The 25,213-nt window shown below is 66.2% G+C and carries 31 protein-coding genes and 1 tRNA gene; 11 read left to right on the top strand and 21 right to left on the bottom strand.

The window, feature by feature from the left end:
- The first annotated feature begins 4 nt into the window (after window positions 1-4).
- The gene (locus tag Q9235_RS09480) at window positions 5-175 is read left to right on the top strand and encodes a DUF3309 family protein (protein WP_306226621.1); all 171 of its coding nucleotides are present in this window, start codon (window positions 5-7) and stop codon (window positions 173-175) included.
- Between the two features lie 19 nt (window positions 176-194).
- Here Q9235_RS09480 and Q9235_RS09475 read toward each other — a convergent pair whose 3' ends face one another.
- The 8 genes from Q9235_RS09475 to Q9235_RS09440 all read right to left on the bottom strand — a co-directional run bounded on the left by Q9235_RS09475 (window position 195) and on the right by Q9235_RS09440 (window position 7,287).
- A complete protein-coding gene (locus tag Q9235_RS09475; protein WP_306226620.1) occupies window positions 195-491 on the bottom strand; it encodes a hypothetical protein in 297 nt (98 codons plus the stop codon).
- A gap of 37 nt (window positions 492-528) precedes the next feature.
- Window positions 529-1,476 carry a bifunctional Delta(1)-pyrroline-2-carboxylate/Delta(1)-piperideine-2-carboxylate reductase gene (gene lhpI / locus Q9235_RS09470; protein WP_306226619.1) on the bottom strand — a complete coding sequence of 316 codons (948 nt, stop codon included), beginning with the start codon at window positions 1,474-1,476 and terminating at the stop codon, window positions 529-531.
- Window positions 1,476-1,814, bottom strand: coding sequence for a LapA family protein (locus Q9235_RS09465; RefSeq protein ID WP_306226616.1), 339 nt, complete (start codon window positions 1,812-1,814; stop codon window positions 1,476-1,478). Before Q9235_RS09465 ends, lhpI begins: the two co-directional genes overlap by 1 nt.
- Window positions 1,815-1,845: 31 nt before the next feature.
- Window positions 1,846-2,130 carry an integration host factor subunit beta gene (gene ihfB / locus Q9235_RS09460; protein ID WP_047576935.1) on the bottom strand — a complete coding sequence of 95 codons (285 nt, stop codon included), beginning with the start codon at window positions 2,128-2,130 and terminating at the stop codon, window positions 1,846-1,848.
- A 28-nt stretch (window positions 2,131-2,158) separates the two neighbouring features.
- The gene (sppA, locus tag Q9235_RS09455; protein WP_306226613.1) at window positions 2,159-3,130 is read right to left on the bottom strand and encodes a signal peptide peptidase SppA; all 972 of its coding nucleotides are present in this window, start codon (window positions 3,128-3,130) and stop codon (window positions 2,159-2,161) included.
- A gap of 71 nt (window positions 3,131-3,201) precedes the next feature.
- A complete protein-coding gene (locus tag Q9235_RS09450; RefSeq protein ID WP_306226612.1) occupies window positions 3,202-4,491 on the bottom strand; it encodes an Hsp70 family protein in 1,290 nt (429 codons plus the stop codon).
- A gap of 241 nt (window positions 4,492-4,732) precedes the next feature.
- On the bottom strand, window positions 4,733-6,436 hold the full coding sequence (rpsA, locus tag Q9235_RS09445; protein WP_265058019.1) for a 30S ribosomal protein S1: 1,704 nt from the start codon (window positions 6,434-6,436) through the stop codon (window positions 4,733-4,735).
- 311 nt (window positions 6,437-6,747) lie between these two features.
- Complete coding sequence (locus Q9235_RS09440; RefSeq protein ID WP_306226610.1) at window positions 6,748-7,287, bottom strand: hypothetical protein; 540 nt, start codon at window positions 7,285-7,287, stop codon at window positions 6,748-6,750.
- Between the two features lie 197 nt (window positions 7,288-7,484).
- Between Q9235_RS09440 and Q9235_RS09435 the strand changes: the two genes are divergently transcribed.
- From Q9235_RS09435 to Q9235_RS09425, 3 genes are all read left to right on the top strand, one after another.
- Entirely contained in the window at window positions 7,485-8,042 is a 558-nt protein-coding gene (locus Q9235_RS09435) for a LemA family protein (protein WP_306226609.1), read from the top strand.
- 34 nt (window positions 8,043-8,076) lie between these two features.
- Window positions 8,077-9,156, top strand: coding sequence for a M48 family metallopeptidase (locus Q9235_RS09430; protein ID WP_306226607.1), 1,080 nt, complete (start codon window positions 8,077-8,079; stop codon window positions 9,154-9,156).
- Window positions 9,157-9,234: 78 nt separating this feature from the next.
- Complete coding sequence (locus Q9235_RS09425; protein WP_306226605.1) at window positions 9,235-9,498, top strand: hypothetical protein; 264 nt, start codon at window positions 9,235-9,237, stop codon at window positions 9,496-9,498.
- Between the two features lie 19 nt (window positions 9,499-9,517).
- Here Q9235_RS09425 and Q9235_RS09420 read toward each other — a convergent pair whose 3' ends face one another.
- Together Q9235_RS09420 and Q9235_RS09415 are read right to left on the bottom strand one after the other, a co-directional pair.
- Window positions 9,518-10,441 (bottom strand): NHL repeat-containing protein, encoded by a 924-nt coding sequence (locus Q9235_RS09420; RefSeq protein WP_306226604.1) that lies wholly within the window; start codon window positions 10,439-10,441, stop codon window positions 9,518-9,520.
- Entirely contained in the window at window positions 10,420-11,028 is a 609-nt protein-coding gene (locus Q9235_RS09415) for a 2-hydroxychromene-2-carboxylate isomerase (RefSeq protein WP_306226602.1), read from the bottom strand. Before Q9235_RS09415 ends, Q9235_RS09420 begins: the two co-directional genes overlap by 22 nt.
- A 349-nt stretch (window positions 11,029-11,377) precedes the next feature.
- Here Q9235_RS09415 and Q9235_RS09410 point away from each other — a divergent pair, with 349 nt between their 5' ends.
- A complete protein-coding gene (locus Q9235_RS09410) occupies window positions 11,378-12,610 on the top strand; it encodes an argininosuccinate synthase (protein WP_265058015.1) in 1,233 nt (410 codons plus the stop codon).
- A gap of 104 nt (window positions 12,611-12,714) precedes the next feature.
- On the opposite strand, the gene Q9235_RS09405 is transcribed toward Q9235_RS09410, so the two are convergent.
- The gene (locus Q9235_RS09405; RefSeq protein WP_306226601.1) at window positions 12,715-12,999 is read right to left on the bottom strand and encodes a GIY-YIG nuclease family protein; all 285 of its coding nucleotides are present in this window, start codon (window positions 12,997-12,999) and stop codon (window positions 12,715-12,717) included.
- A 174-nt stretch (window positions 13,000-13,173) separates the two neighbouring features.
- On the opposite strand from Q9235_RS09405, the gene Q9235_RS09400 reads away from it, so the two are divergent.
- On the top strand, window positions 13,174-13,530 hold the full coding sequence (locus Q9235_RS09400) for a hypothetical protein (RefSeq protein WP_306226600.1): 357 nt from the start codon (window positions 13,174-13,176) through the stop codon (window positions 13,528-13,530).
- A gap of 70 nt (window positions 13,531-13,600) precedes the next feature.
- Here the strand turns inward: Q9235_RS09400 and Q9235_RS09395 are convergent, their stop codons facing one another.
- The 6 genes from Q9235_RS09395 to Q9235_RS09370 all read right to left on the bottom strand — a co-directional run bounded on the left by Q9235_RS09395 (window position 13,601) and on the right by Q9235_RS09370 (window position 17,742).
- The gene (locus Q9235_RS09395) at window positions 13,601-13,846 is read right to left on the bottom strand and encodes a DUF2188 domain-containing protein (RefSeq protein ID WP_306226598.1); all 246 of its coding nucleotides are present in this window, start codon (window positions 13,844-13,846) and stop codon (window positions 13,601-13,603) included.
- 54 nt (window positions 13,847-13,900) lie between these two features.
- Entirely contained in the window at window positions 13,901-14,734 is an 834-nt protein-coding gene (gene fabI / locus Q9235_RS09390) for an enoyl-ACP reductase FabI (RefSeq protein WP_306226597.1), read from the bottom strand.
- A 127-nt stretch (window positions 14,735-14,861) separates the two neighbouring features.
- Window positions 14,862-15,134 (bottom strand): DUF3303 domain-containing protein, encoded by a 273-nt coding sequence (locus tag Q9235_RS09385; RefSeq protein WP_257735364.1) that lies wholly within the window; start codon window positions 15,132-15,134, stop codon window positions 14,862-14,864.
- A 7-nt stretch (window positions 15,135-15,141) separates the two neighbouring features.
- Window positions 15,142-16,368 (bottom strand): beta-ketoacyl-ACP synthase I, encoded by a 1,227-nt coding sequence (gene fabB, locus Q9235_RS09380; RefSeq protein WP_306226594.1) that lies wholly within the window; start codon window positions 16,366-16,368, stop codon window positions 15,142-15,144.
- Between the two features lie 111 nt (window positions 16,369-16,479).
- Window positions 16,480-16,992 (bottom strand): 3-hydroxyacyl-[acyl-carrier-protein] dehydratase FabA, encoded by a 513-nt coding sequence (fabA, locus tag Q9235_RS09375; protein WP_047578039.1) that lies wholly within the window; start codon window positions 16,990-16,992, stop codon window positions 16,480-16,482.
- 114 nt (window positions 16,993-17,106) lie between these two features.
- A complete protein-coding gene (locus tag Q9235_RS09370; protein WP_306226591.1) occupies window positions 17,107-17,742 on the bottom strand; it encodes a LysE family translocator in 636 nt (211 codons plus the stop codon).
- Window positions 17,743-17,926: 184 nt separating this feature from the next.
- On the opposite strand from Q9235_RS09370, the gene irrA reads away from it, so the two are divergent.
- Window positions 17,927-18,391, top strand: a complete 465-nt coding sequence (gene irrA, locus Q9235_RS09365; RefSeq protein ID WP_306226588.1) for an iron response transcriptional regulator IrrA — start codon at window positions 17,927-17,929, stop codon at window positions 18,389-18,391.
- Window positions 18,388-18,516: a YbaY family lipoprotein gene (locus tag Q9235_RS26830; protein WP_422678356.1), complete on the top strand. Its 129-nt coding sequence runs from the start codon at window positions 18,388-18,390 to the stop codon at window positions 18,514-18,516. Before irrA ends, Q9235_RS26830 begins: the two co-directional genes overlap by 4 nt.
- A 72-nt stretch (window positions 18,517-18,588) precedes the next feature.
- Here the strand turns inward: Q9235_RS26830 and Q9235_RS09360 are convergent, their stop codons facing one another.
- Entirely contained in the window at window positions 18,589-19,119 is a 531-nt protein-coding gene (locus Q9235_RS09360) for an SH3 domain-containing protein (RefSeq protein WP_306226586.1), read from the bottom strand.
- 177 nt (window positions 19,120-19,296) lie between these two features.
- Between Q9235_RS09360 and Q9235_RS09355 the strand changes: the two genes are divergently transcribed.
- Window positions 19,297-20,292: a 2-hydroxyacid dehydrogenase gene (locus tag Q9235_RS09355; protein ID WP_306226584.1), complete on the top strand. Its 996-nt coding sequence runs from the start codon at window positions 19,297-19,299 to the stop codon at window positions 20,290-20,292.
- Between the two features lie 9 nt (window positions 20,293-20,301).
- Here the strand turns inward: Q9235_RS09355 and Q9235_RS09350 are convergent, their stop codons facing one another.
- Window positions 20,302-20,982, bottom strand: a complete 681-nt coding sequence (locus Q9235_RS09350; RefSeq protein ID WP_306226583.1) for an HAD family hydrolase — start codon at window positions 20,980-20,982, stop codon at window positions 20,302-20,304.
- 20 nt (window positions 20,983-21,002) lie between these two features.
- Window positions 21,003-22,007 (bottom strand): complex I NDUFA9 subunit family protein, encoded by a 1,005-nt coding sequence (locus Q9235_RS09345; protein ID WP_306226581.1) that lies wholly within the window; start codon window positions 22,005-22,007, stop codon window positions 21,003-21,005.
- Between the two features lie 286 nt (window positions 22,008-22,293).
- On the opposite strand from Q9235_RS09345, the gene Q9235_RS09340 reads away from it, so the two are divergent.
- A tRNA-Leu gene (locus Q9235_RS09340) sits at window positions 22,294-22,380 on the top strand.
- Between the two features lie 81 nt (window positions 22,381-22,461).
- A complete protein-coding gene (locus tag Q9235_RS09335; RefSeq protein ID WP_306226579.1) occupies window positions 22,462-24,258 on the top strand; it encodes a tyrosine-type recombinase/integrase in 1,797 nt (598 codons plus the stop codon).
- Between the two features lie 80 nt (window positions 24,259-24,338).
- On the opposite strand, the gene Q9235_RS09330 is transcribed toward Q9235_RS09335, so the two are convergent.
- Window positions 24,339-25,196 (bottom strand): hypothetical protein, encoded by an 858-nt coding sequence (locus tag Q9235_RS09330; protein ID WP_306226578.1) that lies wholly within the window; start codon window positions 25,194-25,196, stop codon window positions 24,339-24,341.
- Between the last annotated feature and the right edge of the window lie 17 nt (window positions 25,197-25,213).

The raw sequence follows: 25,213 nt of genomic DNA, 5'->3' as shown, positions 1-25,213 counted from the left end.
CGCCATGTCCACCGTGCTCATCATCGTGCTGCTCATCCTGCTTCTCGGCGGCGGCGGTTATTATGGCCATCGCAGCTATGGAAACGCAGGGCTTGGCGGCGTGCTCGGCCTCGTGCTCGTGATCGTCCTGATCCTCTGGCTGCTCGGCGCCGTCGGCGGCGCCCGGATCGCCTGACGAAACCAGCCGCAGCCGGTCAGGCCGCGTCAGGCCGATCGGTTGCGGCAGGCTCGGCTGCAATCTTGGCGCAGATCGACTTGAACACCGCCGCAGAGCGGCACTGGCTGTGAATCCACCACAGATTGAGCGCGACCAGGCAGGCCAGGGCGAGCGCGACCGCCGTGACGTCGCCGATCGCCACGCCATAGGCGCCGAAAAGCGCGACCGGCGCGATATAAGGCAGGGACGACAGGAAGGCCGGCAGAAAGCCGGCGTCTGTCGAGGCCGCCTGCGCGACATAGTTGCGTTCTTCGTCCGTCAGATCGATCGCCACCGGCTATCCCTCCCGGACTGAAGAAGCCCTTGTCAGCTTACGCGCGGCGCTCCCAGACTGCGACGGCGGCAGCCAGATCCTCAAGCGCCACACCGACCGACTTGAACAGCGTGATGCCGCCGCCCTCGACCGGGCCGGCGATCCGGCCATGGCAGAGATCGGCCAGCGTGCCCGCCACCTTGTCGGCGCTGTAGCTGCCTTCAGCGATCGCGACCGCAACATCGCCGCCCTCGTCGATCGCCTTGCTGGAATCGACGATGACGCGGGCGCGATGCAGCGCGTCGGCATCGGCCTCGCGCATCTGCATGGTGAAGCCGCCGATCAGGTCGAGATGGGCCTCGCGCTTCAGCCAATGGCCATGGATCAAGGGCTCGGTCGCGTTGGTCGCGCAGGAGATGATATCGGCGGTGCGGGCCTCGCCTTCGAGATCGGTGGTGGCGCGGGCCTCGATGCCGTCCTTCGCCAGCTCGGCGACGGCCGCCTCGGCGGCTTCGGGCCGCCGGGCCCAGATTGCGATATCCGTGAGCGGCCGCACCGAGCGATGCGCCTTGATGATGAAGGGCGCGAGCGCGCCGGCCCCGACCATCAGCATGCGGCTGGCTTCGGGGTTCGACATGTAGCGCGAGGCCAGCGCGGAGGCTGCCGCGGTGCGCCAGGTCGTCAGTCGGTTGCCGTCCATCACCGCGAGCGGCTTGCCGCTCGTGCCATCCATCAGGAGGTAGGCGCCCATGACGCCCGGCAGGTTGCGCTTGCCGTTACCGAAGAAGACCGAGACGATCTTGGTGCCGATATAGGGATTGGCGACATCCGGCCCGCTCCAGGCCGGCATGGTCAGCAGGATGGCATCGGCCTCGACCGGGCGCTGGATCGCGTACTGGCCGCGCTTCGGCGCAATGACCTCGCTGCGAAAGGCGTCGTCGAGGATCTCGATCAGGCCGGGATAGCTCAGGGCCGCATCGATCTCGGCTACGTCGAAAAGTCGCATCAATTCCGTCCGTTGGTCAGTGCCGGCAGCGCGGAGTCGGGCACGGCCGAGCGCAGCGCCTGGGTTTCGGAGCGCAGCGACTCCGCCTCGCGGCGGTTGCGGCGCGCCGCCTTGCGGTGCTTGCCCTGCGCGAGCCAGGAGGCCAGGCCGCCGACGAGCACACCGACGGCGATCGCCGCGAGCACCACTGCGAAGAGCGGCAGCTCGATGGAGAATACGGGCAAGTCACGGCTGAAAGGATCGAGCGAGACACGCACCGCGCCGCGATTGGCGACCGAGAACAGCACGATCACCAGCGCGATGGGCACAAGCACCAGTGCCTTGAAGAAGGCCTTCATCACAATCTCCGTGTGGCTGCGGCGCCTGCGGTCAATCCTTGCCGTTGAGGCGCAGCCGCAGCTCCTTGCCCGTCTTGAAGACGGGGACGAACTTCTCCTCGACCTCTACCGCATCGCCGGTGCGGGGGTTGCGGCCGATGCGGGCCGAGCGGCCCTTGCGCGAGAAGGCGCCGAAGCCGCGCAATTCCACCCGGTCGCCCCGCGCCAGAGCTTTCACGACCTCGTCCAGAATGGCCGAGACGATGTTCTCGATGTCGCGCTGGTAGAGGTGGGTATTGCGGTCGGCGATCCGCTGAACGAGTTCGGATTTAATCATCGCTGGAGTATAACCATTTGTATCAACATCACTTTTCAGCGGCAGGCTGCCAGAGCGCCAAGGGCGCGTCAAGCCGCAAGCCGACCGGCTGGTCCGCCGCCCGCGCGATCGTCGCGGCGAGCGCGTCGAGACCGGCGCCACGCGCCATCGCCTCGGCGAAGCTCCACAAGCCGTAGGACGAGGATTCGCTGCGACGGCGCCAGTCGCGGACCTTCAAGTCCTTGGCAACGCTCTTCTCGCGCTCCATCCAGGCGATCGCCTCCGGCTCGCCGCCGATCTGGTCGACGAGCTTCAGGCCCACCGCCTGGCGGCCGGAATGGACGCGGCCGTCCGAAACCGTCGCGACATCGCCCTCGGCGAGGTGACGGCGATCGCGGACCATGTCCTTGAACCAGGTATAGTTGTCGTTGACGACGCGCTGCAGCGCCTCGCGCGCCTCCGGCGAGGTCGGCTCGAAGCCGCTCGGCGCCGCCTTGAGCGGGCTCGACTTGATCGACTCGACCTTGACGCCGACCGTGTCGAGCAGGGTCGAGACGTTGGGGAACTGGAAGAGCACGCCGATCGAGCCGACCAGCGAGGTCTGGCGGGCGACGATGCGGTCGGCCCCCATCGCAGCGATATAACCGCCCGACGCCGCGACGCCGTCGACGACCGCGACCATCGGCTTCTTGGCGGCGAGCTGGCGCAGAGCCGTGTGCAGCGCCTCGGAGCCGGAGGTCGTGCCGCCGGGGCTGTCAACGCGCAGCACCACGGCGGAGACCGCCTTGCTGTCCTCGACCGACTTGATCAGGTCGAGCGTGCGGCGATCGCCGGAGATGAAGCCGGAAATGGTGATGCGGGCGATATGGGCGCTCGACAGGCTGGCCGTGCCATCGCCCTTCCAGGCGAAGCCCCCGATCACGGCCGCGACGATGACGCCGAGCATGGCGAGCACGCGCCAGAGCGTCAGCTTGCGGCGCAGGCTGCGGCGGTCTGCAAGCAGATCGGCATCGGACGACATCGGGAGGCTCCTGAGACTGGGTCCGTGATGTAGACCCGCCGGGCCGGCCCGGCAAGGCGCCAGGCGCCGCCTCAGGCCGCGACCGAGGCGCGCGCCCGGTCGAGCGCGAGCAGCGCGAGGCCGCTGGCGACCGAGCGGAAGGCGTCGCCGATATGCACCTTGCCGGCGCCGAAGCGGCGGTCGAACAGGCTGCGCACGGCCGGGACATAGGAGGTACCGCCGGTCATGAAGACCGCCTCGATGCGGTCGCCCCCGAGCCCGGCCTCGGCCAGGGCGCGGTCCAGCGCGCTCTCGATCGCGCCGACGTCATCGGTGATCCAGCGCTCGAAATCGGCACGGCGGATCGGCTTCTCGATGGTGACGCCCATCTGGCTGAAGCTCAGCGTCGTCGCCTCCTTGTCGGAGAGCGCGACCTTGGTCGCGGAGACCGCGCGGTAGAGCTCGTAGCCGAGATCGTATTCGATCACCGTCAGCAGGTCCTCGAGCTTGCCGGGCTCGACGGCCTCGCGGATCAGGGCGTTGAGCTCGGCCATGGTCTCGCGGCTCTTCATCAGCGAGAGCTTGTGCCATTGCGCGAAGGCGGCGTGGTAATGGGCGGGCACCGGCAAAAGCTTGCCGAAGGAGCGGTAATCCGTGCCCTTGCCGAGCGCCGGCGAGACCGCATGCTCGATGATGCGGTAGTCGAAGGTGTCGCCGGCGACGCCGACACCGGCATGGGAAAGCGGAATCGCCTCCAGCCCGCCATTGCGGCCGGGCTCGAAGCGCATCACCGAGAAGTCGCTGGTGCCGCCGCCGAAATCCGCGACCAGCATGGTCTGCGGCGTCTTGAGATCACGGGCGTACCAATAGGCAGCGCCGAGCGGCTCATAGGCGAAGTCGACCTGTTTCATCCCGACCTTGCCGTAGGAACCCTTCAGGCGACCGACCGCCAGCTCCTCGTCCGGACGTTCGCCGGCGAAGACCACCGGGCGGCCGGAGACCAGCGGCAGCGCGTCATGGCCGGGCAGATCCGCCGTGAGATCCGAGAGGAAGACGCCGATCAGATCCTCCAGCTTGAAGAGCTTGCCGAAGAGACGGGTCTCCTGGAAGGCACGGCTGGAGAGATGAGTCTTGAGCGATTGCAGGAAGCGATGCTCGGTCGTCATCCCCAAGGCCATGTCGAGCGCATCGGGGCCGCTGACATGCGTGATGCGGGTCTCAGGGGGACGCCCCTCGCGCCAGAACATCAGCGCCGAGCGATAGGCATCGACCGCGCCCTGCTTGGTGGCGAAGGAGCGCGTCATGACCGATCCGTCCGATCCCGCCAGCGCGACGACGCTGTTGGTGGTGCCGAAGTCGATGCCGATGGCGGCGGGGGTCATGGCGGGCTCCTTTTTTTGCAGTGAGCACGTTGTCATTCCGGGGCTTCGCGCCAGCGAAGAACCCGGAACCCACGACTGGGCGAGTGTTCCCGCCGCTGCGGTCAGGGCTCGCCCAGTCGTGGGTTCCGGGTTCGGTCCTGCGGACCTCCCCGGAATGACAACGTGGTTTCGAAACAAAAGCCCGCGCGGATCGCTCCGCGCGGGCCGAATTCAAAGGCCGGCCGCTTTCGCGGCCGAAACCTCACTTCTTGTCGGTGGCCTTCTTGAGCGCTGCGCCCAGGATGTCGCCGAGCGAGGCACCAGAATCGGCGGAGCCGTACTGGGCCATCGCTTCCTTCTCCTCAGCCATCTCCAGCGCCTTGATCGAGACCTGGATCTTGCGGGCCTTCTTGTCGAAGAGCACGACGCGGGCGTCGATGCGCTCGCCGGCCGCGAAGCGCTCGGGGCGCTGCTCGGAGCGATCGCGAGCCAGCTCGGCGCGCTTGATGAAGGTCATCATGTCGGTATCGGCGATCTTCACGTCGAGACCCGACTCCTTCACCTCGACCACCTCACAGGTGACGATCTGGCCCTTCTTGAACTCGCCGGCATCCACGAAGGGGTCGCCGCCGAGCTGCTTCAGGCCGAGCGAGATACGCTCCTTCTCGACGTCCACATCGAGAACGACGGCCTGCAGGACGTCGCCCTTCTTGTATTCCTCGATGACCTGCTCGCCCGGACGGTTCCAGTCGAGATCCGAGAGATGGATCATGCCGTCGATATCGCCTTCGAGACCCAGGAACAGGCCGAACTCGGTCTTGTTCTTGACCTCGCCCTCGACCGTCGAGCCCGACGGGTGCTGCTCCGCGAAGAGCTCCCACGGGTTGCGCAGGGTCTGCTTGAGGCCGAGCGAGATGCGGCGCTTGACCGGATCGACCTCGAGGATCGCGACGTCGACTTCCTGCGAGGTCGAGACGATCTTGCCGGGGTGGACGTTCTTCTTGGTCCAGGACATCTCGGAGACGTGGATCAGGCCTTCGATGCCCGGCTCCACTTCGACGAACGCGCCGTAGTCCGTGATGTTGGTCACGCGGCCCTTGAGACGGGTGCCGACCGGGTAACGCTCGGCGATGCCATCCCACGGATCGGCCAAGAGCTGCTTGATGCCGAGCGAGATGCGGTGCGTGTCCTGGTTGATCTTGATGATCTTGACCTTGACCGTCTGGCCGATGGTCACGACCTCCGACGGGTGGTTCACGCGGCGCCACGCCATGTCGGTGACGTGCAGCAGGCCGTCGATGCCGCCGAGGTCAACGAACGCACCGTATTCGGTGATGTTCTTGACGACGCCGTCGATGACCTGGCCCTCTTCGAGCGAAGCCACGAGCTCGGAACGAGCCTCGGCGCGGGTCTCTTCGAGGACGGTGCGGCGCGACACGACGATATTGCCGCGGCGGCGATCCATCTTGAGGATCTCGAAGGGCTGCGGCTGGCCCATCAGCGGGCCGACGTCGCGGATCGGGCGGATGTCGACCTGCGAGCGCGGCAGGAAGGCCACGGCGCCGTCGAGGTCGACGGTGTAGCCGCCCTTGACAGTGTTGAAGATCATGCCGGTGACCTTCTCGCGGGCCTCGAAGGCCTTCTCGAGCTTGACCCAGCTCTCTTCGCGGCGAGCCTTGTCGCGCGAGATGACGGCTTCGCCGAGCGCGTTCTCGATCCGGTCCAGATAGACCTCGACCTCGTCGCCGACGTTCAGTTCCTGCTCACGGCCGGGGCCGGTGAATTCCTTGAGCGCGACGCGACCTTCGGTCTTCAGACCGACGTCGATGATCGCCATATCCTTCTCGATGGCGACGACCTTGCCCTTGATGACGGAGCCTTCGAGGGCCTCGTTCCGGGTGAAGGACTCTTCGAGCAGGGCGGCGAAATCCTCGCGACCCGCGCTGTAGCTTTCAACTGCAGACATGTAATCTCCTGGGAGCCGGCCGCGTATCCCGCGGATGTCCGGCATGGGCGCCGTGGTTGGTGCTGCGATCCGGATCGTGGCCGTCGGCACCTCCTCTCGGAGGTTTCCGCCTCCCCGTCGGGCGGGGCAGCGGAGGCGCCAGGACCAGCGGCTCGATCCGCATCCGGACAACGCGCCTCAAACACGAAACGGGAGCAGGTCCTGAAGACCGCCCCCGGCGCATGATCGATCACGGCCATTCGGACAGGGGCGATGTAATGCAAGCGGGGCCTCGGGGCAAGGTAAAACCCGGCCCCGAAGCGCGATTTCGTTCAGGAACGCAGCAATTTGTAGCGCTTGTGCGTCAGGCAGCTATCGACGACCAGCGCGTAGTCGGCCGAGGCCCTCTCCACCGCGGCCGCGCCGCTTTCCGCCGTCGCCCCGCCGACCGACTGCACCGCGTTGGCGGCGCCCGCCAGCACCTGGGCCTGTCGGAACCCCGGCACCGGGATATAGCTCGCCAGCGTTCCGGCGACCGCGATGGCGGTGCCGGTCTGCTGCTGCTGCGTCGCGCGCTTGATCGCCGCGAGCTGCGGGGACGCCTGCTGGCGGCAGGCGATGAGATCGCGCTGGTAGCGATCGGGATTGACGCGATGCATGTCGACGAGCGGCTCGTAGACGGAGGCGCCGGGGTCGTCCGCGGGCAAGGCCGGCACGGTCGCGCTGGAAGCCAACCGAGGCCCAGCCCCTTGCGGCGGCAGTGCCGGCACCGCCGGCAAGGCGGCGGCCACCGGTTCTGGCCCCTCGGATTGTGCCGTCTGATTGCAGGCGCCCAGCGTCAGCGCCAACAGCGCCGTCACGACAAGTCTCATCGCATCCCCCCTCGCGCGGCCGCACGATCCTTATGTCGCGCCTGTACCGCTCCCCGCACCGAACCAAGCATGACGCAGCGTCATGCGCTATCCCCTATTCGAGGGAGCCGGAGCCGCCGGAGATCGCGTAGCTTTCCCGGACTCACGCTTCGTGCGAGGCTGCGGGCAGGTTTCGTCCGCATATTGGGAGGGGTGCCATGGGCTGGGCCATTCTGGGGCTGATCGTCGTCCTCGTCGTCTACCTGATCATGACCTATAACGGGCTCGTCGCGATGCGGCAGCGCGTCAACCAGGCCTTCGCCGATATCGACGTCCAGCTCAAGCAGCGCCACGACCTGATCCCGAACCTCGTCGAGACGGTGAAAGGTTATGCGACCCACGAGAAATCGACGCTCGACGCGGTGATCGCCGCCCGCAACGCCGCGCAGGGCGCGAGCACCGTCCATGACAAGGCCGCGGCCGAGCAGCAACTCTCCGGCGCGGTCGGCCGGCTGCTTGCGCTGGGCGAGGCCTATCCCGACCTCAAGGCATCAGCCAATTTCCAGCAGCTCCAGGTCGATCTCGGCAATGTCGAGGACAAGCTCGCGGCGGCGCGGCGCTTCTTCAACAATGCGGTCGGCGAGTTCAACGCCGCGATCCAGGCCTTCCCGGCCGTGCTGTTCGCACCGCAGATGGGCTTCACCCAGCGCGAATTCTTCGATGTCGGCGAGCAGACGCGCGCCCAGATCGAGGTCGCGCCCAGCGTGAAGTTCTGACGACAAGACGATCTCGGCAGCGGGAGCGGCTGCAATGGCCGAGGCCTTCGGACTCTATACCCATCAGCGCAACAACCGGATCAGGTCCAACCTCCTGATCGTCGGGCTGTTCGTGCTGGTTTATGCCACCGCCTGGGGCCTGCTGCTGGTCGCCTTCGGCTATGGCGGCGTGCCGCGCGGGCGCACCGCCTTCGGCGAGGCTGGCCGCGTCTTCCGCTCGTGGTTTCCGTTCATCACCGCGACGGCGATGCTCTGGGTCTTCATCGGCTTCCGCATGAATGTCGCGATGATCAATGCAGTGACCGGATCGAAGGGGCTCGCACGCGAGGACAATCCCAAGCTCTACCGGATGCTGGAAAATCTCTGCATCTCGCGCGGGCTGCCGATGCCGAAGCTCGCCATCGTCGAGAGCGATGCGCTCAACGCCTTTGCCAGCGGCGTCAATGACAGCCAGTTCACCGTCAGCGTCACGACCGGCCTGCTCGCCCAGCTCAACGACGCCGAGGTCGAGGCGGTGCTGGCGCATGAGCTCACCCATATCCGCAACGGCGATGTCCGCCTGATGGTGATCGCGGTGGTGATCGCAGGCGTAATCTCCTTCATCGGCGAGATCGTGTTCCGCGGCTTCGGCCGCAGCCGGATCAGGGTTTCGTCAGACGATGCCAAGAAGGGCAACGGGCTCGCGATCGTCGTCGGCATCGCCGTGATCGCGATCTCCTGGTTTCTGGCTGTGCTGATCCGGCTCTCGCTGTCGCGGTCGCGCGAATATCTCGCCGATGCGGGCGCGGTCGAACTGACCAAGAACCCGGATGCGATGATCTCCGCCCTGCTCAAGATCTCCGGCCGCGCCGATATCGAGGGCGTTCCCTCCGGCGTGATGGACATGTGTTTCGAGAACGACCCCGACGATTTCGCGGACCTGTTCTCGACCCACCCTTCCGTCACCAAGCGCGTGCAGGCGCTGATCGAAACGGCCGGCGGGCGGATGCCGGCCATGCCGCCTCACCCGCCGAAGGTCGGCGAGCGGCCGGACCTGCCGACCATGGTCGAGGCCTCGGCCCAGCACGAAATCGGCGCGGGCCGCGGCCCCTGGCAGAGGCCTCCGGCCGGGTAGCCCATCTGCATCGCGCCGATCATGGACGATCGCAGCGTCATCACTCTATGTTACCATAGGTCAACATGGAGGACAGCCATGAAAGTGGTGCTCGCGATCGCGCTCGGCCTTGCTGCCCTGGCAGGGGGATATCAGACTGTTGGCGCGCAGGAAGCCTGCCAGGCCGCGCGCAGTTCATGTTCGCAAATGAACGCCTCCTGCGAACAGAAATGCCAGGCGGGGAACAACCCGAGCGTCTGCGTCGCGCGCCTCTGCTCGGTTCCCTTCAGCGGATGCAAGGCCAACGGCATCTGGAAGTCAGCCTCCAGCCCGACCTGCCTGAAGACGAACAACAGGAGCTGATGCAGGTACGCGGCAAAGTTCAGGCCGCAAGCTTCGCAGGGTCGATCTCGAAGACCAGCGGATAGAAGGTGCTCCAGCGGTTCCAGCGCTGCGTGCCAGCTTCGCCGACGGCCCAGAGCTTACCATCCGGCGCGAGCCCAAGATCCTCGATCCCGCCGGGCGCCGGATAGCGTGCAAGGGTGGCGCCGTTCGCGGGATCGAGCTGCGAGAGGAATGCCGGCCGGTTGCCGGAACTCTGCGCGATCCAGATTTTCCCTGCCTTGTCGAAAGTGGCGCCCTGCGCGAAGAGCGGCAGCGACAGGACGGCCCGACTATCGCCCGAACCGATCGGAGCCTCACCGCCAGCGAGGATGCGATCGATGGCAACCGCGTGGAGATTCGGCGCCCCCTCGCGGCGATAGGGGCCGAACCAGAGCGCGTCACCAGAAGCGGCCAGGAAGGACGGCCCCATCGCCTTGTCGACACGCACCTCCTTGAGCGGCGCACATTCGCCGGTGCGGCAGGATTCCTTGAAATCGAGCGCCAGGAGCCGGCCGGAATTGGCGACGAACAGCGTGTCGCGCGCCGTCGCGAGGCCGCCGGGATGGCCATAGGTCGCCGGCAGCGCGAAGCTGCCGAGCAGGCGCCCGTCCAGACGCGCAAGCCGGAACACCCGCGCCGGACCATTGTCCTGGTCGCGCTCGGTGCTGCGATAGGCGGCGATCAGGATCTCGTCGCCGAAGACGGTGAGGCCCTGCGGAACATAACCCTCGTTGAGCCCGGGGGACCAGTAGCGCCGGCCGATGGCCGCAGCATTGGGTACCGTCGTCAGGTCGCGGGTGTCATAGGTCGGGGCCTCACCGGGCAAGGCGGGGCGCGCCCGCGCTGCCGAGGCCAGGCAAAAGCCCGCTCCCGCCAGCAGCATGCGACGACGGTCGATGATCACCGCCCGTCCTGCGCCCATTCCAGGGCTTCCTCCAGGCGGTCGTCGCCCCAGAAGAGTTCGCCGTCGCCGGCCACGAAGAACGGGGCGCCGAAAATGCCGATCGACTTGGCGTATTCGATCTCGGCCCGCAGCCGGCCCTTGACCTCCTCGCTGCGCGAGAGCGGCATGGCTACGTTAGGGTCGCTGCCGGCCTCCTTGAGCGCCGCGCTCAGCACGGCCTCCTCGGCGATGTTGCGCCCCTCGCAGAAATGCGCCCGGAACAGAGCCTTCGAGAAGGCCGGCGTCCAGCCGCCGTCACGACCGGCCAGAGCCAGCCGGGCCGCCGTCAGCGAATTCTGGGGAAAATTCTCGGGCTTCACGATGGCGACTCCCTGCCGCCGGCCGCGCCGCGCGGTATCCCGCCACATATAGCGGCCCTTGCTGGGATAGAGCGCGAAGGGCGAGGTGTTCCAGCCCTGCGCCGCGAAGATCGGCCCGAGCAGGAAGGGGCGCCAGCGCAAGGTGACGCCGGCCTCCTCGGCCAGATCTTCGATTCTGAGGGCACTCAGGCAGGAATAGGGCGACGCGAACTCATACCAGAAGTCCAGAACGGGACGATTCGGCATTCAGCCTCCGAACAGGTCGTCATGTCGTGTCGCGCCCGATCGAGCCTGCGCCCTTCGCAACGCGACCGCAAGCGCCGCGAATGGGGCGCCTGTGGAATGAAGGGACGACGCGCTCGCCCGCCTCGATCCATCAGCGGACGACGCGGGATCGATCAGAAGGTTCCGATTGCTTCGCCCCGAGTGCTGCGATAGTGCGCCATTGCGTCCGAAACGCGGCCCATGGGGGCTGTTGACGCATCTTCGCGTTCCCAGGACCGCGGAGATGCTCTAGGTCGTTGTTTTGTCGCATTTTCTTCATGCGAACCGGTATCCACTTCGCTTGAAAATGCTCTAGCAGGAAATTGAACAGATGGCTGACAGCAGCGTGAAAAAGGTCGTCCTCGCCTATTCCGGCGGTCTCGACACCTCGATCATCCTCAAATGGCTGCAGACCACCTATCGATGCGAGGTCGTGACCTTCACCGCCGATCTCGGCCAGGGCGAGGAACTCGGCCCGGCGCGCGACAAGGCGCTGCTGCTCGGCATCAAGCCGGAGAACATCTATATCGAGGATCTGCGCGAGGAATTCGTGCGCGACTACGTCTTCCCGATGTTCCGGGCGAATGCCGCCTATGAAGGCGTCTATCTGCTCGGCACCTCGATCGCGCGGCCGCTGATCGCCAAGAAGCTGATCGAGATCGCCGAGAAGACCGGCGCCGACGCCGTCTCCCACGGCGCGACCGGCAAAGGCAACGACCAGGTCCGCTTCGAGCTGACCGCTTATGCGCTCAAGCCCGATGTCGTCGTGATCGCGCCCTGGCGCGAATGGGACCTGCGCTCGCGCGAGCAGCTCATCGCCTTCGCCGAGCAGCATCAAATTCCGATCGCCAAGAACAAGCGCGGCGAAGCGCCGTTCTCGGTCGACGCCAACCTGCTGCACGCCTCGTCGGAAGGCCGCGTGCTGGAGGATCCGGCGGTCGAAGTGCCCGATTACGTCTACTCGCGCACGATCTCGCCGGAAGACGCGCCGGACAAGCCGACGATCGTCACCATCTCGTTCGAGAAGGGCGACGCGGTCGCGATCGACGGCGAGAAGCTCTCGCCGGCGACGCTGCTCGCCAAGCTCAACGATCTCGGCCGCGACAACGGCATCGGCCGGCTCGACCTGGTCGAGAACCGCTTCGTCGGGATGAAGTCGCGCGGCATGTACGAGACGCCCGGCGGCACGATCCTGCATGCGGCCCATCGCGCGATCGAATCGATCACGCTCGACCGCGGCGCGGCGCATCTCAAGGACCAGATCATGCCGCAATATGCCGAGCTGATCTATAACGGCTTCTGGTTCTCGCCGGAGCGCGAGATGCTGCAGGCGCTGATCGACAAGAGCCAGGAGTTCGTCACCGGCGACGTGCGCCTCAAGCTCTACAAGGGCGGCGTGCATGTCATCGGCCGTTCCAGCGACTATTCGCTCTACGACCAGGACCTCGTCACCTTCGAGGAAGGCGCGGTGGCCTATGACCACCGCGACGCGGCCGGCTTCATCAAGCTCAACGCGCTGCGCCTGCGCACGCTGGGGCAGCGGAAGAAGAAGCTGGGGCTCTGAGAGCGCCGTTATCGCAGGGCGCCTCCCAGGTGTCATCCCGTGCGCGCTGCGGCATGTGAATGCCGCTGTGCAGACACGGGACCGCATGACGATAAAAGCTCCGATCACCCGGCGAGGTCAGACCACGCCGGGTTTTCCTTTTCGATGAGCGCGATTTTCCAGGCGCGGCGCCATGTTTTGAGGAGTTTCTCGCGTTCGATCGCCTGATTGGGGTCCTCGAAGATTTCGACATAGACGAGGCGATCAATGTTGTACTTGGCCGCGTGCCCTTTGATCGCGTGGCACTTGTGTTCGGCGATCCGGCGTTCAAGGTCGTTCGTGATGCCGATATAGAGCGGCCCGTCCTTGCGCGTCGCGAGAATGTAGACGGCGTAGATGCGAGCGGTCATCCGAACCTTGCGTCGAGAACGAGACGATACCCTATCCTGCGCACGGTCCCGTGTCTGCGCAGCGGCACTGCGTGCCGCAGCGCGCACGCGATGACACCCTTCAGAAGCGCCGATGATGAACCGCCGGCCTGCTCGCGCGTTCAGCACTCACCGATCAACCCGAGTGCTCCCGGCATGCTCCGTTTCCTCGCCCCTGCCCTGATCTCCGCCGCCCTCTGCGCGCCCGTCGCGGCTCTCGCCCAGGAAGTCCCGCCGAAAAGCGAGAAGCCGGCGACGCCGGAGATCGCGACCTGCAAGACCGCCGCGCTGCAGGCGCTCCATGCCAAGGAACCGGAGATCAAGGACATCTATATCGACGAGGACGCTGCCACCGTCGCTGTCTCGGAATCGAAGATCGAGGATATCCCGGTCACGCGCATCGTCATGGCCGAAGCCTATCTGCGGACCGACCGCTCGGACAAACCGCGCCGCTTCCTCTGCCTGCTCGGCGAGAAGAACAAGGTGCTGTTGACCTTCTTCACCGCGCGCTGAAACCTGCCGGCAGGCCAAGCGAAAGGGCCGCCATGCGGCCCTGTTGCCAGTCGCGACCGCGAACCGCTGCTCAGCCTCCGTCGACCACGCGCGTCGCGGGCCGGTCATGGCCGTCCGCCAGCTCCTCGTGCCAGCGGCCGTTCTGGTCCTGGTAGACGATACCGTCGGTGGTCCCGGCCACCGTCTGGCGCGCGGCGGCGCGGGTCGCCGCCTTCAGCGCCGCGTCATGCGTCGGGAAGGTTTCCGACAAGGCTCCGCCAGCTCTGTAGGCCCAGCCGCCGTCGTGCTCCACTATCTCGTATTTCACCATGACCATCGCGCACCCTCCTTTCGATCAAAGGAAAACCGCGCCCCGGCCACAGGGTTCCGACTAGTCGCCGTTGCCGTTATCGGCCGCGCGCAGCGAATCTAGCGCCGGCATCGAGGTGATGTGATAGCCGGCATCGACATGATGGACGTCGCCGGTGACACCTCCGGAGAGATCCGAGAGGTAATAGAGCGCCGAGCCGCCGATCTCTTCAAGCGAAACCGACTTGCGCAGCGGCGAATTCGCGCGCTGCCAGGACAGCATGGCCCGCGCATCGGAGATGCCGGCGCCGGCCAGCGTCCGCACCGGTCCGGGCGAGAGCGCGTTCACGCGGATGCCGCGCGGGCCGTAATCGCCGGCGAGATAGCGCACGCTCGCCTCCAGCGCCGCCTTGGCGACACCCATGACGTTGTAGTTCGGCATGATCCGGGTCGAGCCGCCATAGGTCAGCGTGATCATGCTGCCGCCCTTGGGCATGCGCTCCGCCGCGCGCTTGGCGACCTCGGTGAAGGAGAAGCAGGAGATCACCATGGTCCGCGAGAAATTCTCACGGCTGGTGTCGGCATAGAGGCCCTTGAGCTCGTTCTTGTCGGAGAAACCGATGGCATGAACGATAAAATCGAGCGTGTTGCGCTCGGGGTCGCCGCCCCAGGCCTCGTCCAGCGTGGCGAAGGCGGCATTGACCGAGGCGGTGTCCTCGACATCGCAAGGCACGACCAGCTTCGAGCCGATGCTCTCCGCCAGCGGCCGGACGCGCTTGCCGAGCGCATCGCCCTGATAGGTGAAGGCGATCTCGGCGCCATGGGCGTGAAGGGTGCGGGCAATGCCCCAGGCAATCGAATTCTGATTGGCGACGCCCATGATGAGGCCGCGCTTGTTGTGCATCAGCGGGAGCATGGCAAACTCGGAAGGGTCTTCAGGAACAGGTCCGAAGGCGGGAGAACGGAGGGGAGTCGGCGGGTCGGGTCGGTCGAACTCTGAACGGCATATCAGCATTGCCCGGCCGTTGCCGGCGCGGAAACGGCTAGTCAGTCTTGGTGATCGCGGCGGCGGCAGCCTTCGAGGTCGAGACCGGCACGATCTCGAAACGCACGAGGTCGTTCCACTGCAGGACCCATTCCTGCAGCAGGGCGATATCGTCGCATTCCATGATCTGGAAGCAGCGGCCGAGATCGGCCGAGACCCAGCTTTCGACATAGCGCACGCCGGCCGGTGCCATCCGCCCGCTATGCTGGAAGCGGGCGTAGACATCCTTCACGCGGGCCTGATCGAAATGCTCGATCACCATGAAGAGCATGGCGCTCTCAGACCTCCAGCCGCTTCATCACGATGGTGGCATTGGTGCCGCCGAAACCGAAGGAGTTCGAGAGCACGGTGCCGAGGCCGGCATTGTCGATGCGCTTGCGCACGATCGGCATGTCGGCGAAGGCCGGGTCGAGCTCGTCGATATGGGCGCTCTCGCAGATGAAGTCGTTGTTGAGCATCAAGAGCGAGTAGATCGCCTCCTGCACGCCGGTGGCGCCGAGCGAATGGCCGGTCAGGGACTTCGTCGCCGAGATCGGCGGCGCCTTGTCGCCGGCGCCGAAGACCTCGCGGATCGCCTCGATCTCCTTGCCGTCGCCGACGGGGGTCGAGGTGCCGTGCGGATTGATGTAGTCGACCTTCGACTTCACGCCTTCGAGTGCCATGCGCATGCAGCGCACCGCGCCCTCGCCCGACGGGGCGACCATGTCGTAACCGTCGGAAGTCGCGCCATAGCCGACGATCTCGCCATAAATCTTGGCGCCGCGGGCCTTGGCATGCTCCAGCTCTTCCAGCACGACGACGCCGGCGCCGCCGGCGATGACGAAGCCGTCGCGGGCGACGTCATAGGCGCGCGAGGCGCGGGCCGGCGTGCCGTTGAAGTCCGAGGACATCGCGCCCATCGCGTCGAAGAGGACGGAGAGCGTCCAGTCCAGTTCCTCGCAGCCGCCGGCGAAGATGACGTCCTGCTTGCCCCACTGGATCAGTTCGTAGGCATTGCCGATGCAGTGGTTCGAGGTCGCGCAGGCCGAGGAGATCGAATAATTGACGCCCTTGATCTTGAACCAGGTCGCCAGCGTCGCCGAAGCGGTCGAGGACATGCCCTTGGGCACGGCGAAGGGGCCGACCTTCTTCGAGGAGCCGCTCTCGCGCGCCTTGTCATAGGCGTCGATCAGGGCGCGGGTCGAGGGACCGCCGGAGCCCATGATGATGCCGGTGCGCTCGCTGCTGATCTCGGCCTGCTCCAGGCCGGCATCAGCGATCGCCTGCTCCATCGCGACCTGGTTCCAGGCGGAGCCGCCGCCATGGAAACGCATGGCGCGCCGGTCGAGCACCGTCGCGGGGTCGAGCGAGGGCACGCCCGCAACCTGGCTGCGGAAGCCGTGCTCGGCGAAATCCGGGACGAAGGAGATGCCCGACTTCGCAGATTGCAGCGAGGCCAGGACCTCCTGCGTGTTGTTGCCGATGGACGAGACGATGCCCATCCCGGTGACCACGACGCGTCTCATGCTCGCTTACTCCAGCTATCCGCCTGCGGCGGGCTGGGCCCGTCGCTCTGGATTCATACCGCGCAAATGGACCGAGCGGCAGCGGCGCGCAAGGTCGCGGTGCGTTTTTCCTCAGGCCGCTTCCGGCTTGAACAGCCCGACGCGCATGTCGCTGACCGTGTAGATGCGCTTGCCGTCGGCCTCCAGCCAGCCATCGGCGATGCCGAGAACGAGCTTCGACTTGAAGACGCGCTTGAAGTCGACGCCGTAGACGACCTTCTTGACCGAAGGCAGGACCTGATCGGCAAACTTGACCTCGCCGACGCCGAGCGCGCGGCCGCGGCCGGGCAGGCCGAGCCAGCCGAGGAAGAAGCCGGTGAGCTGCCAGAGCGCATCCAGGCCGAGGCAGCCCGGCATCACCGGATCGCCCTTGAAATGACAGTCGAAAAACCAGAGGTCGGGCTTGATGTCGAACTCGGCGCGGACGAGGCCCTTGCCGTGCTCGCCGCCCTCTTCGGCAATCTCGACGATCCGGTCGAACATCAGCATCGGCGGCAGCGGCAACTGCGCATTGCCCGGCCCGAACAGTTCCCCACGACCGCAGGCGAGGATCTCCTCGTAGCTGAAAGACGACTGACGCTGCATTCCCGTACCGCTCCCTGGCACCGGCCGGATTCGGCCGATGTCTCATCCGCCGTGCCTAACACAGCGGAAGGCGAACACGAAAGGGCGCAGGCGCTCTTCAGTCCGGTCGACGCCTCATAATCCACGCCATCCCTGCGAGAGCGTCCAGGCTGCGACGACGATCAGGAGCGCGCCGACGCCGCGCCCGATCCGGCCGACAGCGGCATCCCTTCCCGTCCACACGCTGCGCGCCTGCGCGACCGCCAGCGCCAACCCGCCATAGACCAGGATCTGCGTGGCCGCGATGACCAGCCCGAGCGCGAGCGCCTGAACCCCGATCCAGCCGCGTTCGGGCCGCAGGAACTGGGGAAAGACCGCGAGCATGAACAGATAGGCCTTGGGGTTGAGCAGGTTGGTGAGGGCGCCGCTGCGAAAGGCCGCCCAGGCGCTGGCCGGCCGCCGCTCGCGGATCGCCTGCATCGCGGCGCCGCCGCGCAGCAGCCCGAAGCCGAGCCAGGCGACATAGAGCGCACCGGCCAGCAGCATGAGGCGGAAGGCCGCGGGCCAGATCTGCAGCACGATGCCGACGCCCAGCGCCCCGACGATCACATGGCAGACCCCGCCAGCAACGACGCCGAATGTCGCCAGCAGGCCGTCGCGCCGGCCGCCGCCGAGCGCATTGGCGAGCACGACGGTCATGTCCATTCCGGGGACTATGACGATCCCGAAGACGAACAGGAAGAACAGCCAGAGATGCGCCGCCTCGATCATGACCGCCCTCGCCTACGACAGGTTCCGGCTTATGCGGACGAGGCCGGACAAGGGCCGTCAGGAGCCCGGTCAAGGCTTGCGAACTTGCGACGCGTCAACCGAGACCTTACATTTGTCGAAGTAAGATCAACTCGACTGGCGGAGCGTCCGGACGTTCGTTGCGCATGAGGGATAAGAATAAGGCATGAGCGACCTGACCTCCCAGGACCAGGGCTACGGGACGCCGGTGCGGCAGGGCTGCCCCTTCAACGATATACGCCAGAAGCTGCGCCGCGTCGGGTTGCGCCCGACCCGCCAGCGCGTCTCGCTCGGCTGGGTGCTGTTCGCCAAGGGGCAGCGCCATGTCAGCGCCGAGATGCTGTTCGAAGAGGCGATGAAGGAACGCATCCCGGTCTCGCTCGCGACGATCTACAACACGCTGCGTCAGTTCACCGAGGCCGGCCTTCTGCGCGAGCTGACGCTCGACGGCGCCAAGGCCTATTTCGACACGGCCGACCACGACCATCACCATTTCGTCGTCGACGGCGAGAACCGGGTGATCGACATTCCCGCCGACGAGATCGATGTCGCGAGCCTGCCGGTGCCGCCCGCAGGCTACGAGATCGCGCGGGTCGACGTCGTGGTGCGGCTGCGCAAGATCGATAGCTGATCGCCGCTCCGCCGGGTGCGATCGTCGAGCTCAAGCTGCTCGACGTCTCGCTCGCCGATGCGCCGTCCCGCACCGTCGCCGAGACCCACGTCTCCGGCCGGCGTATCCCGGCGCGCCGGATGTGATGGCGCAGGAGCGCGGCTTCCTCGACGGGCTCGGCCGGGTGGTGATGACGCTGGCGCGGCCGTAACCGCCGCTCAGTCGACCTTCTCGTTGGGATAGACGCCCCAGAGGCGCTCCTGACGGATGAAGCCACGAATATCGGCGACGCTGATGCGACACCATGCGTCTACGCAGGACGAGACGCTGGCGACGACGCCGGGCTGCAGCTTCGCGACAACCACAGCCTCTTCCTTCGCGGCATTGCGCATCGGGATCGTCTCGTCCTTCTTCTTCGACCAAGGCGTGACGAGTGCCGTCCTGCGCCCGGACAGCAGGCTGTTCAGCACCCAGCCCTCGGTGCCGTCTGCATCGCGAACCCGGCGCCAGATCTCGAATTCCGCGGTGACCTCCATCGGCAGGCCGGCCCGCTGATAGACCCAGCGCGTGCGGTGTTCCTTCGAAGGGCCTTCGCGCAGGTTCACGCGGTCCGTCTTCAGGCTGACATAGCGCGGCACCGGCAACCCGGTGACCGACCCGGTCTGCATGTCCTGTGCGGACGCCATCGCGGGCAAGCCGATGAGGGCCAGCGCCGCCAGGGCCGGGCAGCACATAGACGAGACCTTCATGGCGTCACTCTCCTTCGTATCCGCTCACCCCCGGCAAACGGGCAAGTTGTCATCTGCCGCGCCGCCGCCTAGACACGCATATGGTGCCGCGCAACAATTCCCATTCTTGGACCGCCAGGGTTAATGGCGGGTTGAGGATATCAGGCCGATGCGGCCAATGACGGAGGGGTGACCACCATGTCGAAGAAGAAGCCCTTGGTGGTTGTGACGCGCAAACTGCCCGCCGTGGTCGAAACCCGGATGCGCGAATTGTTCGACGCCCAGCTCAATATCGACGACAAGCCGATGTCGCAGGCCGCGCTGGTCGAGGCGGTGAAGACCGCCGACGTGCTGGTCCCCACCGTGACCGACAAGATCGACGCCGCCGTGATCGCGCAGGCCGGCGACCAGTTGCGGCTGATCGCCAATTTCGGCAACGGCGTCGACAATATCGACGTCGCCAGCGCGGTGCAGCGCGGCATCACCGTGACCAACACGCCGGGCGTGCTCACCGACGATACCGCCGACATGACGATCGCACTGATCCTCGCCGTCGCCCGCCGCATTGCCGAGGGCGCCCGCGTCATCCCCGACGACGACTGGGCCGGCTGGTCGCCGACCTGGATGCTCGGCCGCCGCATCACCGGCAAGCGCCTCGGCATCGTCGGCATGGGCCGCATCGGCCAGGCGCTTGCGAAGCGCGCCGCCGCCTTCGGCCTGTCGATCCACTACCATAACCGGCGCCGGGTCGATCCACGCGTCGAGGAACAGCTCGACGCGACCTATTGGGATTCGCTCGACCAGATGCTGGCGCGGATGGACATCGTCTCGATCAACTGCCCGCATACCCCGGCGACCTATCACCTGCTCTCGGCGCGCCGGCTCAAGCTGATGAAGCCGGACGCGATCCTGGTGAACACCGCGCGTGGCGAGGTCGTTGACGAGACGGCGCTGGCCCGCATGCTGGAAGCCGGCGAGCTCGCCGGGGCCGGCCTCGACGTGTTCGAGAGCGAGCCGGCGGTCAATCCGCGCCTGCTCAAGCTCGCCCGCCAGCACAAGGTCGTGGTGCTCCCGCATATGGGCTCGGCCACGCATGAAGGCCGCGCCGACATGGGCGAGAAGGTAATCGTCAACATCAAGACCTTCATGGACGGCCACAAGCCGCCGGACCGCGTGCTGCCGAGCATGCTCTGAGAGCAGGTTTCAGGCGGCGCGCAGACCCGCAAGGCGCGCCGCTTCAGCCGGCCATTCCCTGAAATCGTCGATAACGCCCGCCGCGCCGGCCGCCAGCAGGCGCTCGCGCATGCGCGCCTTGTCATGGGCGACGCCGGTGAATCCGACGACCTGCATGCCTGCCGCTTTCGCTGCCAGCACGCCCGGCACCGAATCCTCCAGCACGAGGCAGCGCCCGGCCTCGGCCCCCATCTGCGCCGCCGCGAACAGGAAGACGTCCGGCGACGGCTTGCCCCGTGCGACCTGGGAGGCCGAGAAGACATGCGGATCGAACAGGTCGATCAGGCCGGCAAGGCCCAGATTCCGGCGCAAAGGCTCGAGCACGGTCGAGGAGGCGACGCAGCGACGCCCCGCCATCGCCAGCAAAGCCTCCCGGACACCCGGAAGCGCGCGTAATTCGGTCTCCAGCCGCAAGGCTACGGCATCCTCGATGCGCGTTTCGAAATCGACGGGGAGAGGCTTACCCAGTGCCGACTCGATGATCTTGATGCCATCGGCCCAGGGAATGCCGACGAGCTGCTCGACATAATGATCGAGCGTCCAGTGGCCGAGCCCGACCTCATGGCACATGGCGAGGCTGACCTCGCCATAGAGCGTCTCGGTATCGATCAGCGTGCCGTCGCAATCGTAGATGACGAGGTCGAACGACATGCCGGCGCTCCGTCGGCCGCTCAGCGGGCCTGGAGCGTGTCGAACTGGCCGGTCTTGCGGAAACGCCAGAGATAGGAGGAGATCACCGCCTCGGACGAGGTCGGCGCCAGCCCGAGCCCGGCGAAATCGCGGCCCTCGGCCTTGGCCTCCGGCGAGACGACGTTGTCGCTTTCGAGCAGCGTGACCTGATCGCGCGTCATGACCAGTTCGTCCGGGATCAGGCCCAGCGTCAGGGAATCGACGACCTGAAGCACGCTGCCCATGATCCGCGCCAGCGCGAACGGCAGCGGCGCGAGCAGGCGCTTGCGGCCGGTCACCTTGCAGACTTCCTCGACGATCTCGCGCAGGCTCTGTACTTCCGGCCCGCCAAGCTCGTAGACGCGACCGCCCTGAACCGTGCCCTCCACGGCGCGGGCGACGATCTCGGCGACATCGCCGACAAAGGCCGGCTGGAACTTGGTCGCGCCATCGCCAACCAGCGGCACCACCGGCAACATCCGGGCCAGCGAAGCGAAACGGTTGAAGAAGGTGTCCTCAGGCCCGAACATCACGGACGGCTGCAGCACGACCGCGCCCGGCACGGAAGCGAACATCGCGGCCTCGCCCTCGGCCTTGGACCGGGCATAGGTCGAAGCCGATTCGGCGGAGGCGCCGAGCGCTGAAACATGGACCAGCCGTGCGATGCCGGCCGCGGCGCATGCCTGGGCGATGGCGCGCGCGCCGTTCGCCTGCACGGCGGCGAAGCTCTGGCGGCCCTGCTCCTGCATGATGCCGACGAGATTGACCACGGCGTCAGCGCCCTTCACGGCAGCGGCGACCGAAGCGGGGTAACGCAGATTGGCCTGCACCGCATGGATCTGGCCGACGGTGCCGATCGGCTGCAGGAAATTGGCGAGATCCGGCCGGCGCACGGCGACGCGCACCCGATAGCCGCGCTTGACGAGCGCACGCACGACATGGCGGCCGACGAAACCGGAGCCGCCGAAGACCGTGACGAGTTGCTGGGCCGGGGCCTGGGAAGCCATCGCGAAAGCTCCGTTTAGAATGCTTCTGCCCTCCTAGATCATGTTCCGCCAAAGTGGAAATGCCTTTTGCGGCCGGCCGCTCCGATATCCCGACGCTGCGGCGTTCCGCCCTATCGGCGACACGGCATTCAGCCCCGTTCGACGCGATCAGCCGCTTTTGAGCCGAAACGACCCGAAATCCGCCAAGCCCGCAAAAGCGCTTTCCACAGGGCTGCGAAAACAAATTCATTTCGCCGCGACAGGGCCGTTGACAGGACGACTCGGCCCCCGTAAACGAACCGCCGTTGCCCAGGTGGCGGAATTGGTAGACGCACCAGCTTCAGGTGCTGGCGCCTGCAAGGGCGTGGAGGTTCGAGTCCTCTCCTGGGCACCACTCTTTTTCCTCAACAGGAGAAAGAGTTAAACGTTGATAAGGGTTTGGCTGATATCCGCTTTCACACTGCGGTTTCACACCATGGCTCTTTCAATGCCTCGTCCCTTCGCTACCAAGTCGGGATCGTTCTATCTCAACGTGAAGGTGCCAAAGGCGCTCCGCGCCACCGCGCGGGGCCGTTCGGTCACCCTCCCCGTCGCCGACCGGCATGCAACCGTGACGATCACGGACAAGGTGTTCCTGTCGCTACGGACGAAGGATCCCGAGACAGCCAAGGCGCGGTTTCGGAGTGCAGCTTTCGCGCTGAACCACTTCTTCGATGCTCTGGCGCGAGGCCCCGCGCCATTGACGCGCACCCAGCGGACGGCACTCGCCGCAGACATCTATCGCCAAGCTGCACGGGATCTCGATACCGACGACACCTTCCTCGACGCCATCGAGACCACGACAACTGAATTCGACGCTGGTGTCGCGCATTACCTCGCCCGGAAGCCGAACGACGCAGCTACTGACGACGAGACGAGCTACGACGAGAAACCCTTCGACGAGAAAACGGCAGAGCTTTTGGCGGCGATCGACATGTACGATCCGAAAGCGCTCGCTGCCTGGGCTGTGAAATACGAGACCGATCCGGCCAAGCGCGCGGCCGCTCTCGAGCAGCTCTACGGCGCGCTCGTCGACGACGAGATTGCCCGCAAGCAGGTTCTTGTCGACGATGCGTCCCGCAGCATGACCCTTGAGGTGATGGATCAGGTCGCGGACGCCTTCGGCGAGATGGCCGTTCGCCGGCTGACGAGCCTCGATTTCACCGATCCCTTCGGAGCCGGGCTGCCGACCTGGAACGGGCCGAAGCAGCCAGCGCAACTTTCGCCGACGAATTCGCGTGGCGTGCTGACCGTGCTGAGTCTGTTCGAAAAATGGAAGGAAGCCCACGCGAAGACGAGATCCGCATCGACGCTACGTCGGTACGGCTCCTCTATCGATGCGCTGTCCGCCTTCTGGGGTCAGAAAGATGTGCGGCTGCTAGCGCACGAAGATGTCTGGGCCTGGGCTATCGAGCGTCAAAAAACGATCCCCGCCGCGACGATCAACAAGAACGATCTGGTCGCGGTCTCGTCGTTGCTGGGTTGGGCGACGACCTACCCGGCGGGCCGTCTCCTAGCTTCCAATCCCGCCAAGGGCGTCAAGCTCGAAGAAGAAAAGCGGACTACCAAGCGGGAAAAAGCCTTCCGGGATAGCGAAATCGCGGCGATCCTGCTTGCGGCACGCCATGCGCGACCCAATCCAAAGATGCCCCGTGCCGCGGCATCCCGACGCTGGGGCGCCTGGCTCTGCGCCTACACCGGCTGCCGGATTCAGGAGGTCTGCTGGGTCAAAAAGGAGGATATCCAGCAGGAGGGAGGCATCTGGCTGATCAACTTCCCGCGGACCAAGGTCGACATCGCGCGGCGCGTGCCGCTGCACGCGGCCCTCATCGACGAGGGAATTCTCGACTTCCATGCCAAGGCCCCGTCGGGCTTCCTATTCTGCGGCGACGTTGAGCAAAAGGCCGGGGCAACGCGAACACAGCAGGAGCAACGCGCGAGCGAGCTGTCCGAATGGATTCGAGAACAGGTTCCCCTCGATCCGGACCTCAGCCCTAACCACGGCTGGCGGCATACCTTCGTCACGCGCGCCGACGAGGCCGGCATCGCGAAACGCTCCAGCACCGCGATCACAGGTCACAACACGAAGAAGGATGCCAGCGACGGCTATTATGCACCGAGCCCGAAGGCCCTGAAAAAGGTGATCGACCGCTATCCCCGTTACGATCTTACGGTGAAGCCGCACGCGGCAGCCGTGCCCGCGCCTGACAAGATCGATAACGGAGAAGCCTAGTGCCACCCAGGCCCCGCAGAGTGCAGGCGGACCTGCGATGATGCCTCGATGCTCGCGGGGACGCCGATGATCGGGTGCGCTTACACGGGCGGCTGCATCCGCCCCCCATACCCTTGCCCCCTGGACTTCCAGCTGGCTGTAATCCGGCTCTTCCGGTTCAGGACGTGGTTGTGGACGATGATCTCGGCGATCCGGACGAGCCGGTCGGCATCGAGGCTCTTCGGACGGAAGAAGTAGAACTCCTGCGCCTCGCTGGCACGCACCATCTCGCCGAATCCGTACGCGGTTGCGCGCATCATCTCCTGAGGCGCGATCCCGAGCAGGTCGCAGTGTGCTCGACCGGCCTCGCTCTTGAGCCAGGGATTGAGCGCGGCGTTGCGCATGCGATGGTGCAGGCGCTTGTCGAACTCACGAACCGCGAGATCGGCGGGCAACCGGACCGCCAGGCAGCGCTCGGCGAGCATGACGGGCGAGCCGGCGAGCGGCTTGCCCTTCGGCAGGATGTGCTGCGCCATCCAATTGTCATAGCCCAGATCGCAGCACGGATAGCCGTCGGCGCTGGCGGTGAGCGCGCCATAGCGGTCGGCGTTGAGCTCGCGGAAGCGATCGCGCAGGTTGACCTGTGCGGTGACAGAGACCTTGTGCACCGCCATCTTCAGTCGGCGAGCAAGGCCGAGCAGCCCGGTCGCGATGATCGGCATCCTGTGGTCTTCACCGCAGCCGGCGGCGTAGATGAACACGAGCTTGCCCGGCTGGTAGGCCGTGCGAAAGCGCTCATTGGTGAAGGCGGCGTCGGCCAGAGGCAGCAGAGCCTTGCCGCCGACCCGCGGCCAGCGCGTCGGATACCAGTGCGTCACGGCTCCGGCCGAGCCGTCAGGGAGGAGCGCGCTGCCGATCGGGCGGCCTGAGCGGGTGATGCATGTGGCGTTGGTCGTCATGGTCTTGCTCTCTTTCG

This window comes from Bosea beijingensis, from assembly GCF_030758975.1.
In the GTDB taxonomy this organism is placed as follows: domain Bacteria; phylum Pseudomonadota; class Alphaproteobacteria; order Rhizobiales; family Beijerinckiaceae; genus Allobosea; species Allobosea beijingensis.
The sequence above is the reverse complement of the archived record's forward strand: the minus strand, read 5'-3'. Positions and strand labels throughout refer to the sequence as shown.

Excerpts from the sequence above, each read along its gene's own strand:
- Q9235_RS09480 (WP_306226621.1), top strand. The coding sequence starts at position 5 with ATGTCCACCGTGCTCATCATCGTGCTGCTCATCCTGCTTCTCGGCGGC.
- lhpI (WP_306226619.1), bottom strand. The coding sequence starts at position 1,476 with ATGCGACTTTTCGACGTAGCCGAGATCGATGCGGCCCTGAGCTATCCC.
- Q9235_RS09465 (WP_306226616.1), bottom strand. The coding sequence starts at position 1,814 with ATGAAGGCCTTCTTCAAGGCACTGGTGCTTGTGCCCATCGCGCTGGTG.
- ihfB (WP_047576935.1), bottom strand. The coding sequence starts at position 2,130 with ATGATTAAATCCGAACTCGTTCAGCGGATCGCCGACCGCAATACCCAC.
- sppA (WP_306226613.1), bottom strand. The coding sequence starts at position 3,130 with ATGTCGTCCGATGCCGATCTGCTTGCAGACCGCCGCAGCCTGCGCCGC.
- Q9235_RS09450 (WP_306226612.1), bottom strand. The coding sequence starts at position 4,491 with ATGACCCCCGCCGCCATCGGCATCGACTTCGGCACCACCAACAGCGTC.
- rpsA (WP_265058019.1), bottom strand. The coding sequence starts at position 6,436 with ATGTCTGCAGTTGAAAGCTACAGCGCGGGTCGCGAGGATTTCGCCGCC.
- Q9235_RS09440 (WP_306226610.1), bottom strand. The coding sequence starts at position 7,287 with ATGAGACTTGTCGTGACGGCGCTGTTGGCGCTGACGCTGGGCGCCTGC.
- Q9235_RS09435 (WP_306226609.1), top strand. The coding sequence starts at position 7,485 with ATGGGCTGGGCCATTCTGGGGCTGATCGTCGTCCTCGTCGTCTACCTG.
- Q9235_RS09430 (WP_306226607.1), top strand. The coding sequence starts at position 8,077 with ATGGCCGAGGCCTTCGGACTCTATACCCATCAGCGCAACAACCGGATC.
- Q9235_RS09425 (WP_306226605.1), top strand. The coding sequence starts at position 9,235 with ATGAAAGTGGTGCTCGCGATCGCGCTCGGCCTTGCTGCCCTGGCAGGG.
- Q9235_RS09420 (WP_306226604.1), bottom strand. The coding sequence starts at position 10,441 with ATGGGCGCAGGACGGGCGGTGATCATCGACCGTCGTCGCATGCTGCTG.
- Q9235_RS09415 (WP_306226602.1), bottom strand. The coding sequence starts at position 11,028 with ATGCCGAATCGTCCCGTTCTGGACTTCTGGTATGAGTTCGCGTCGCCC.
- Q9235_RS09410 (WP_265058015.1), top strand. The coding sequence starts at position 11,378 with ATGGCTGACAGCAGCGTGAAAAAGGTCGTCCTCGCCTATTCCGGCGGT.
- Q9235_RS09405 (WP_306226601.1), bottom strand. The coding sequence starts at position 12,999 with ATGACCGCTCGCATCTACGCCGTCTACATTCTCGCGACGCGCAAGGAC.
- Q9235_RS09400 (WP_306226600.1), top strand. The coding sequence starts at position 13,174 with ATGCTCCGTTTCCTCGCCCCTGCCCTGATCTCCGCCGCCCTCTGCGCG.
- Q9235_RS09395 (WP_306226598.1), bottom strand. The coding sequence starts at position 13,846 with ATGGTCATGGTGAAATACGAGATAGTGGAGCACGACGGCGGCTGGGCC.
- fabI (WP_306226597.1), bottom strand. The coding sequence starts at position 14,734 with ATGCTCCCGCTGATGCACAACAAGCGCGGCCTCATCATGGGCGTCGCC.
- Q9235_RS09385 (WP_257735364.1), bottom strand. The coding sequence starts at position 15,134 with ATGCTCTTCATGGTGATCGAGCATTTCGATCAGGCCCGCGTGAAGGAT.
- fabB (WP_306226594.1), bottom strand. The coding sequence starts at position 16,368 with ATGAGACGCGTCGTGGTCACCGGGATGGGCATCGTCTCGTCCATCGGC.
- fabA (WP_047578039.1), bottom strand. The coding sequence starts at position 16,992 with ATGCAGCGTCAGTCGTCTTTCAGCTACGAGGAGATCCTCGCCTGCGGT.
- Q9235_RS09370 (WP_306226591.1), bottom strand. The coding sequence starts at position 17,742 with ATGATCGAGGCGGCGCATCTCTGGCTGTTCTTCCTGTTCGTCTTCGGG.
- irrA (WP_306226588.1), top strand. The coding sequence starts at position 17,927 with ATGAGCGACCTGACCTCCCAGGACCAGGGCTACGGGACGCCGGTGCGG.
- Q9235_RS09360 (WP_306226586.1), bottom strand. The coding sequence starts at position 19,119 with ATGAAGGTCTCGTCTATGTGCTGCCCGGCCCTGGCGGCGCTGGCCCTC.
- Q9235_RS09355 (WP_306226584.1), top strand. The coding sequence starts at position 19,297 with ATGTCGAAGAAGAAGCCCTTGGTGGTTGTGACGCGCAAACTGCCCGCC.
- Q9235_RS09350 (WP_306226583.1), bottom strand. The coding sequence starts at position 20,982 with ATGTCGTTCGACCTCGTCATCTACGATTGCGACGGCACGCTGATCGAT.
- Q9235_RS09345 (WP_306226581.1), bottom strand. The coding sequence starts at position 22,007 with ATGGCTTCCCAGGCCCCGGCCCAGCAACTCGTCACGGTCTTCGGCGGC.
- Q9235_RS09335 (WP_306226579.1), top strand. The coding sequence starts at position 22,462 with ATGGCTCTTTCAATGCCTCGTCCCTTCGCTACCAAGTCGGGATCGTTC.
- Q9235_RS09330 (WP_306226578.1), bottom strand. The coding sequence starts at position 25,196 with ATGACGACCAACGCCACATGCATCACCCGCTCAGGCCGCCCGATCGGC.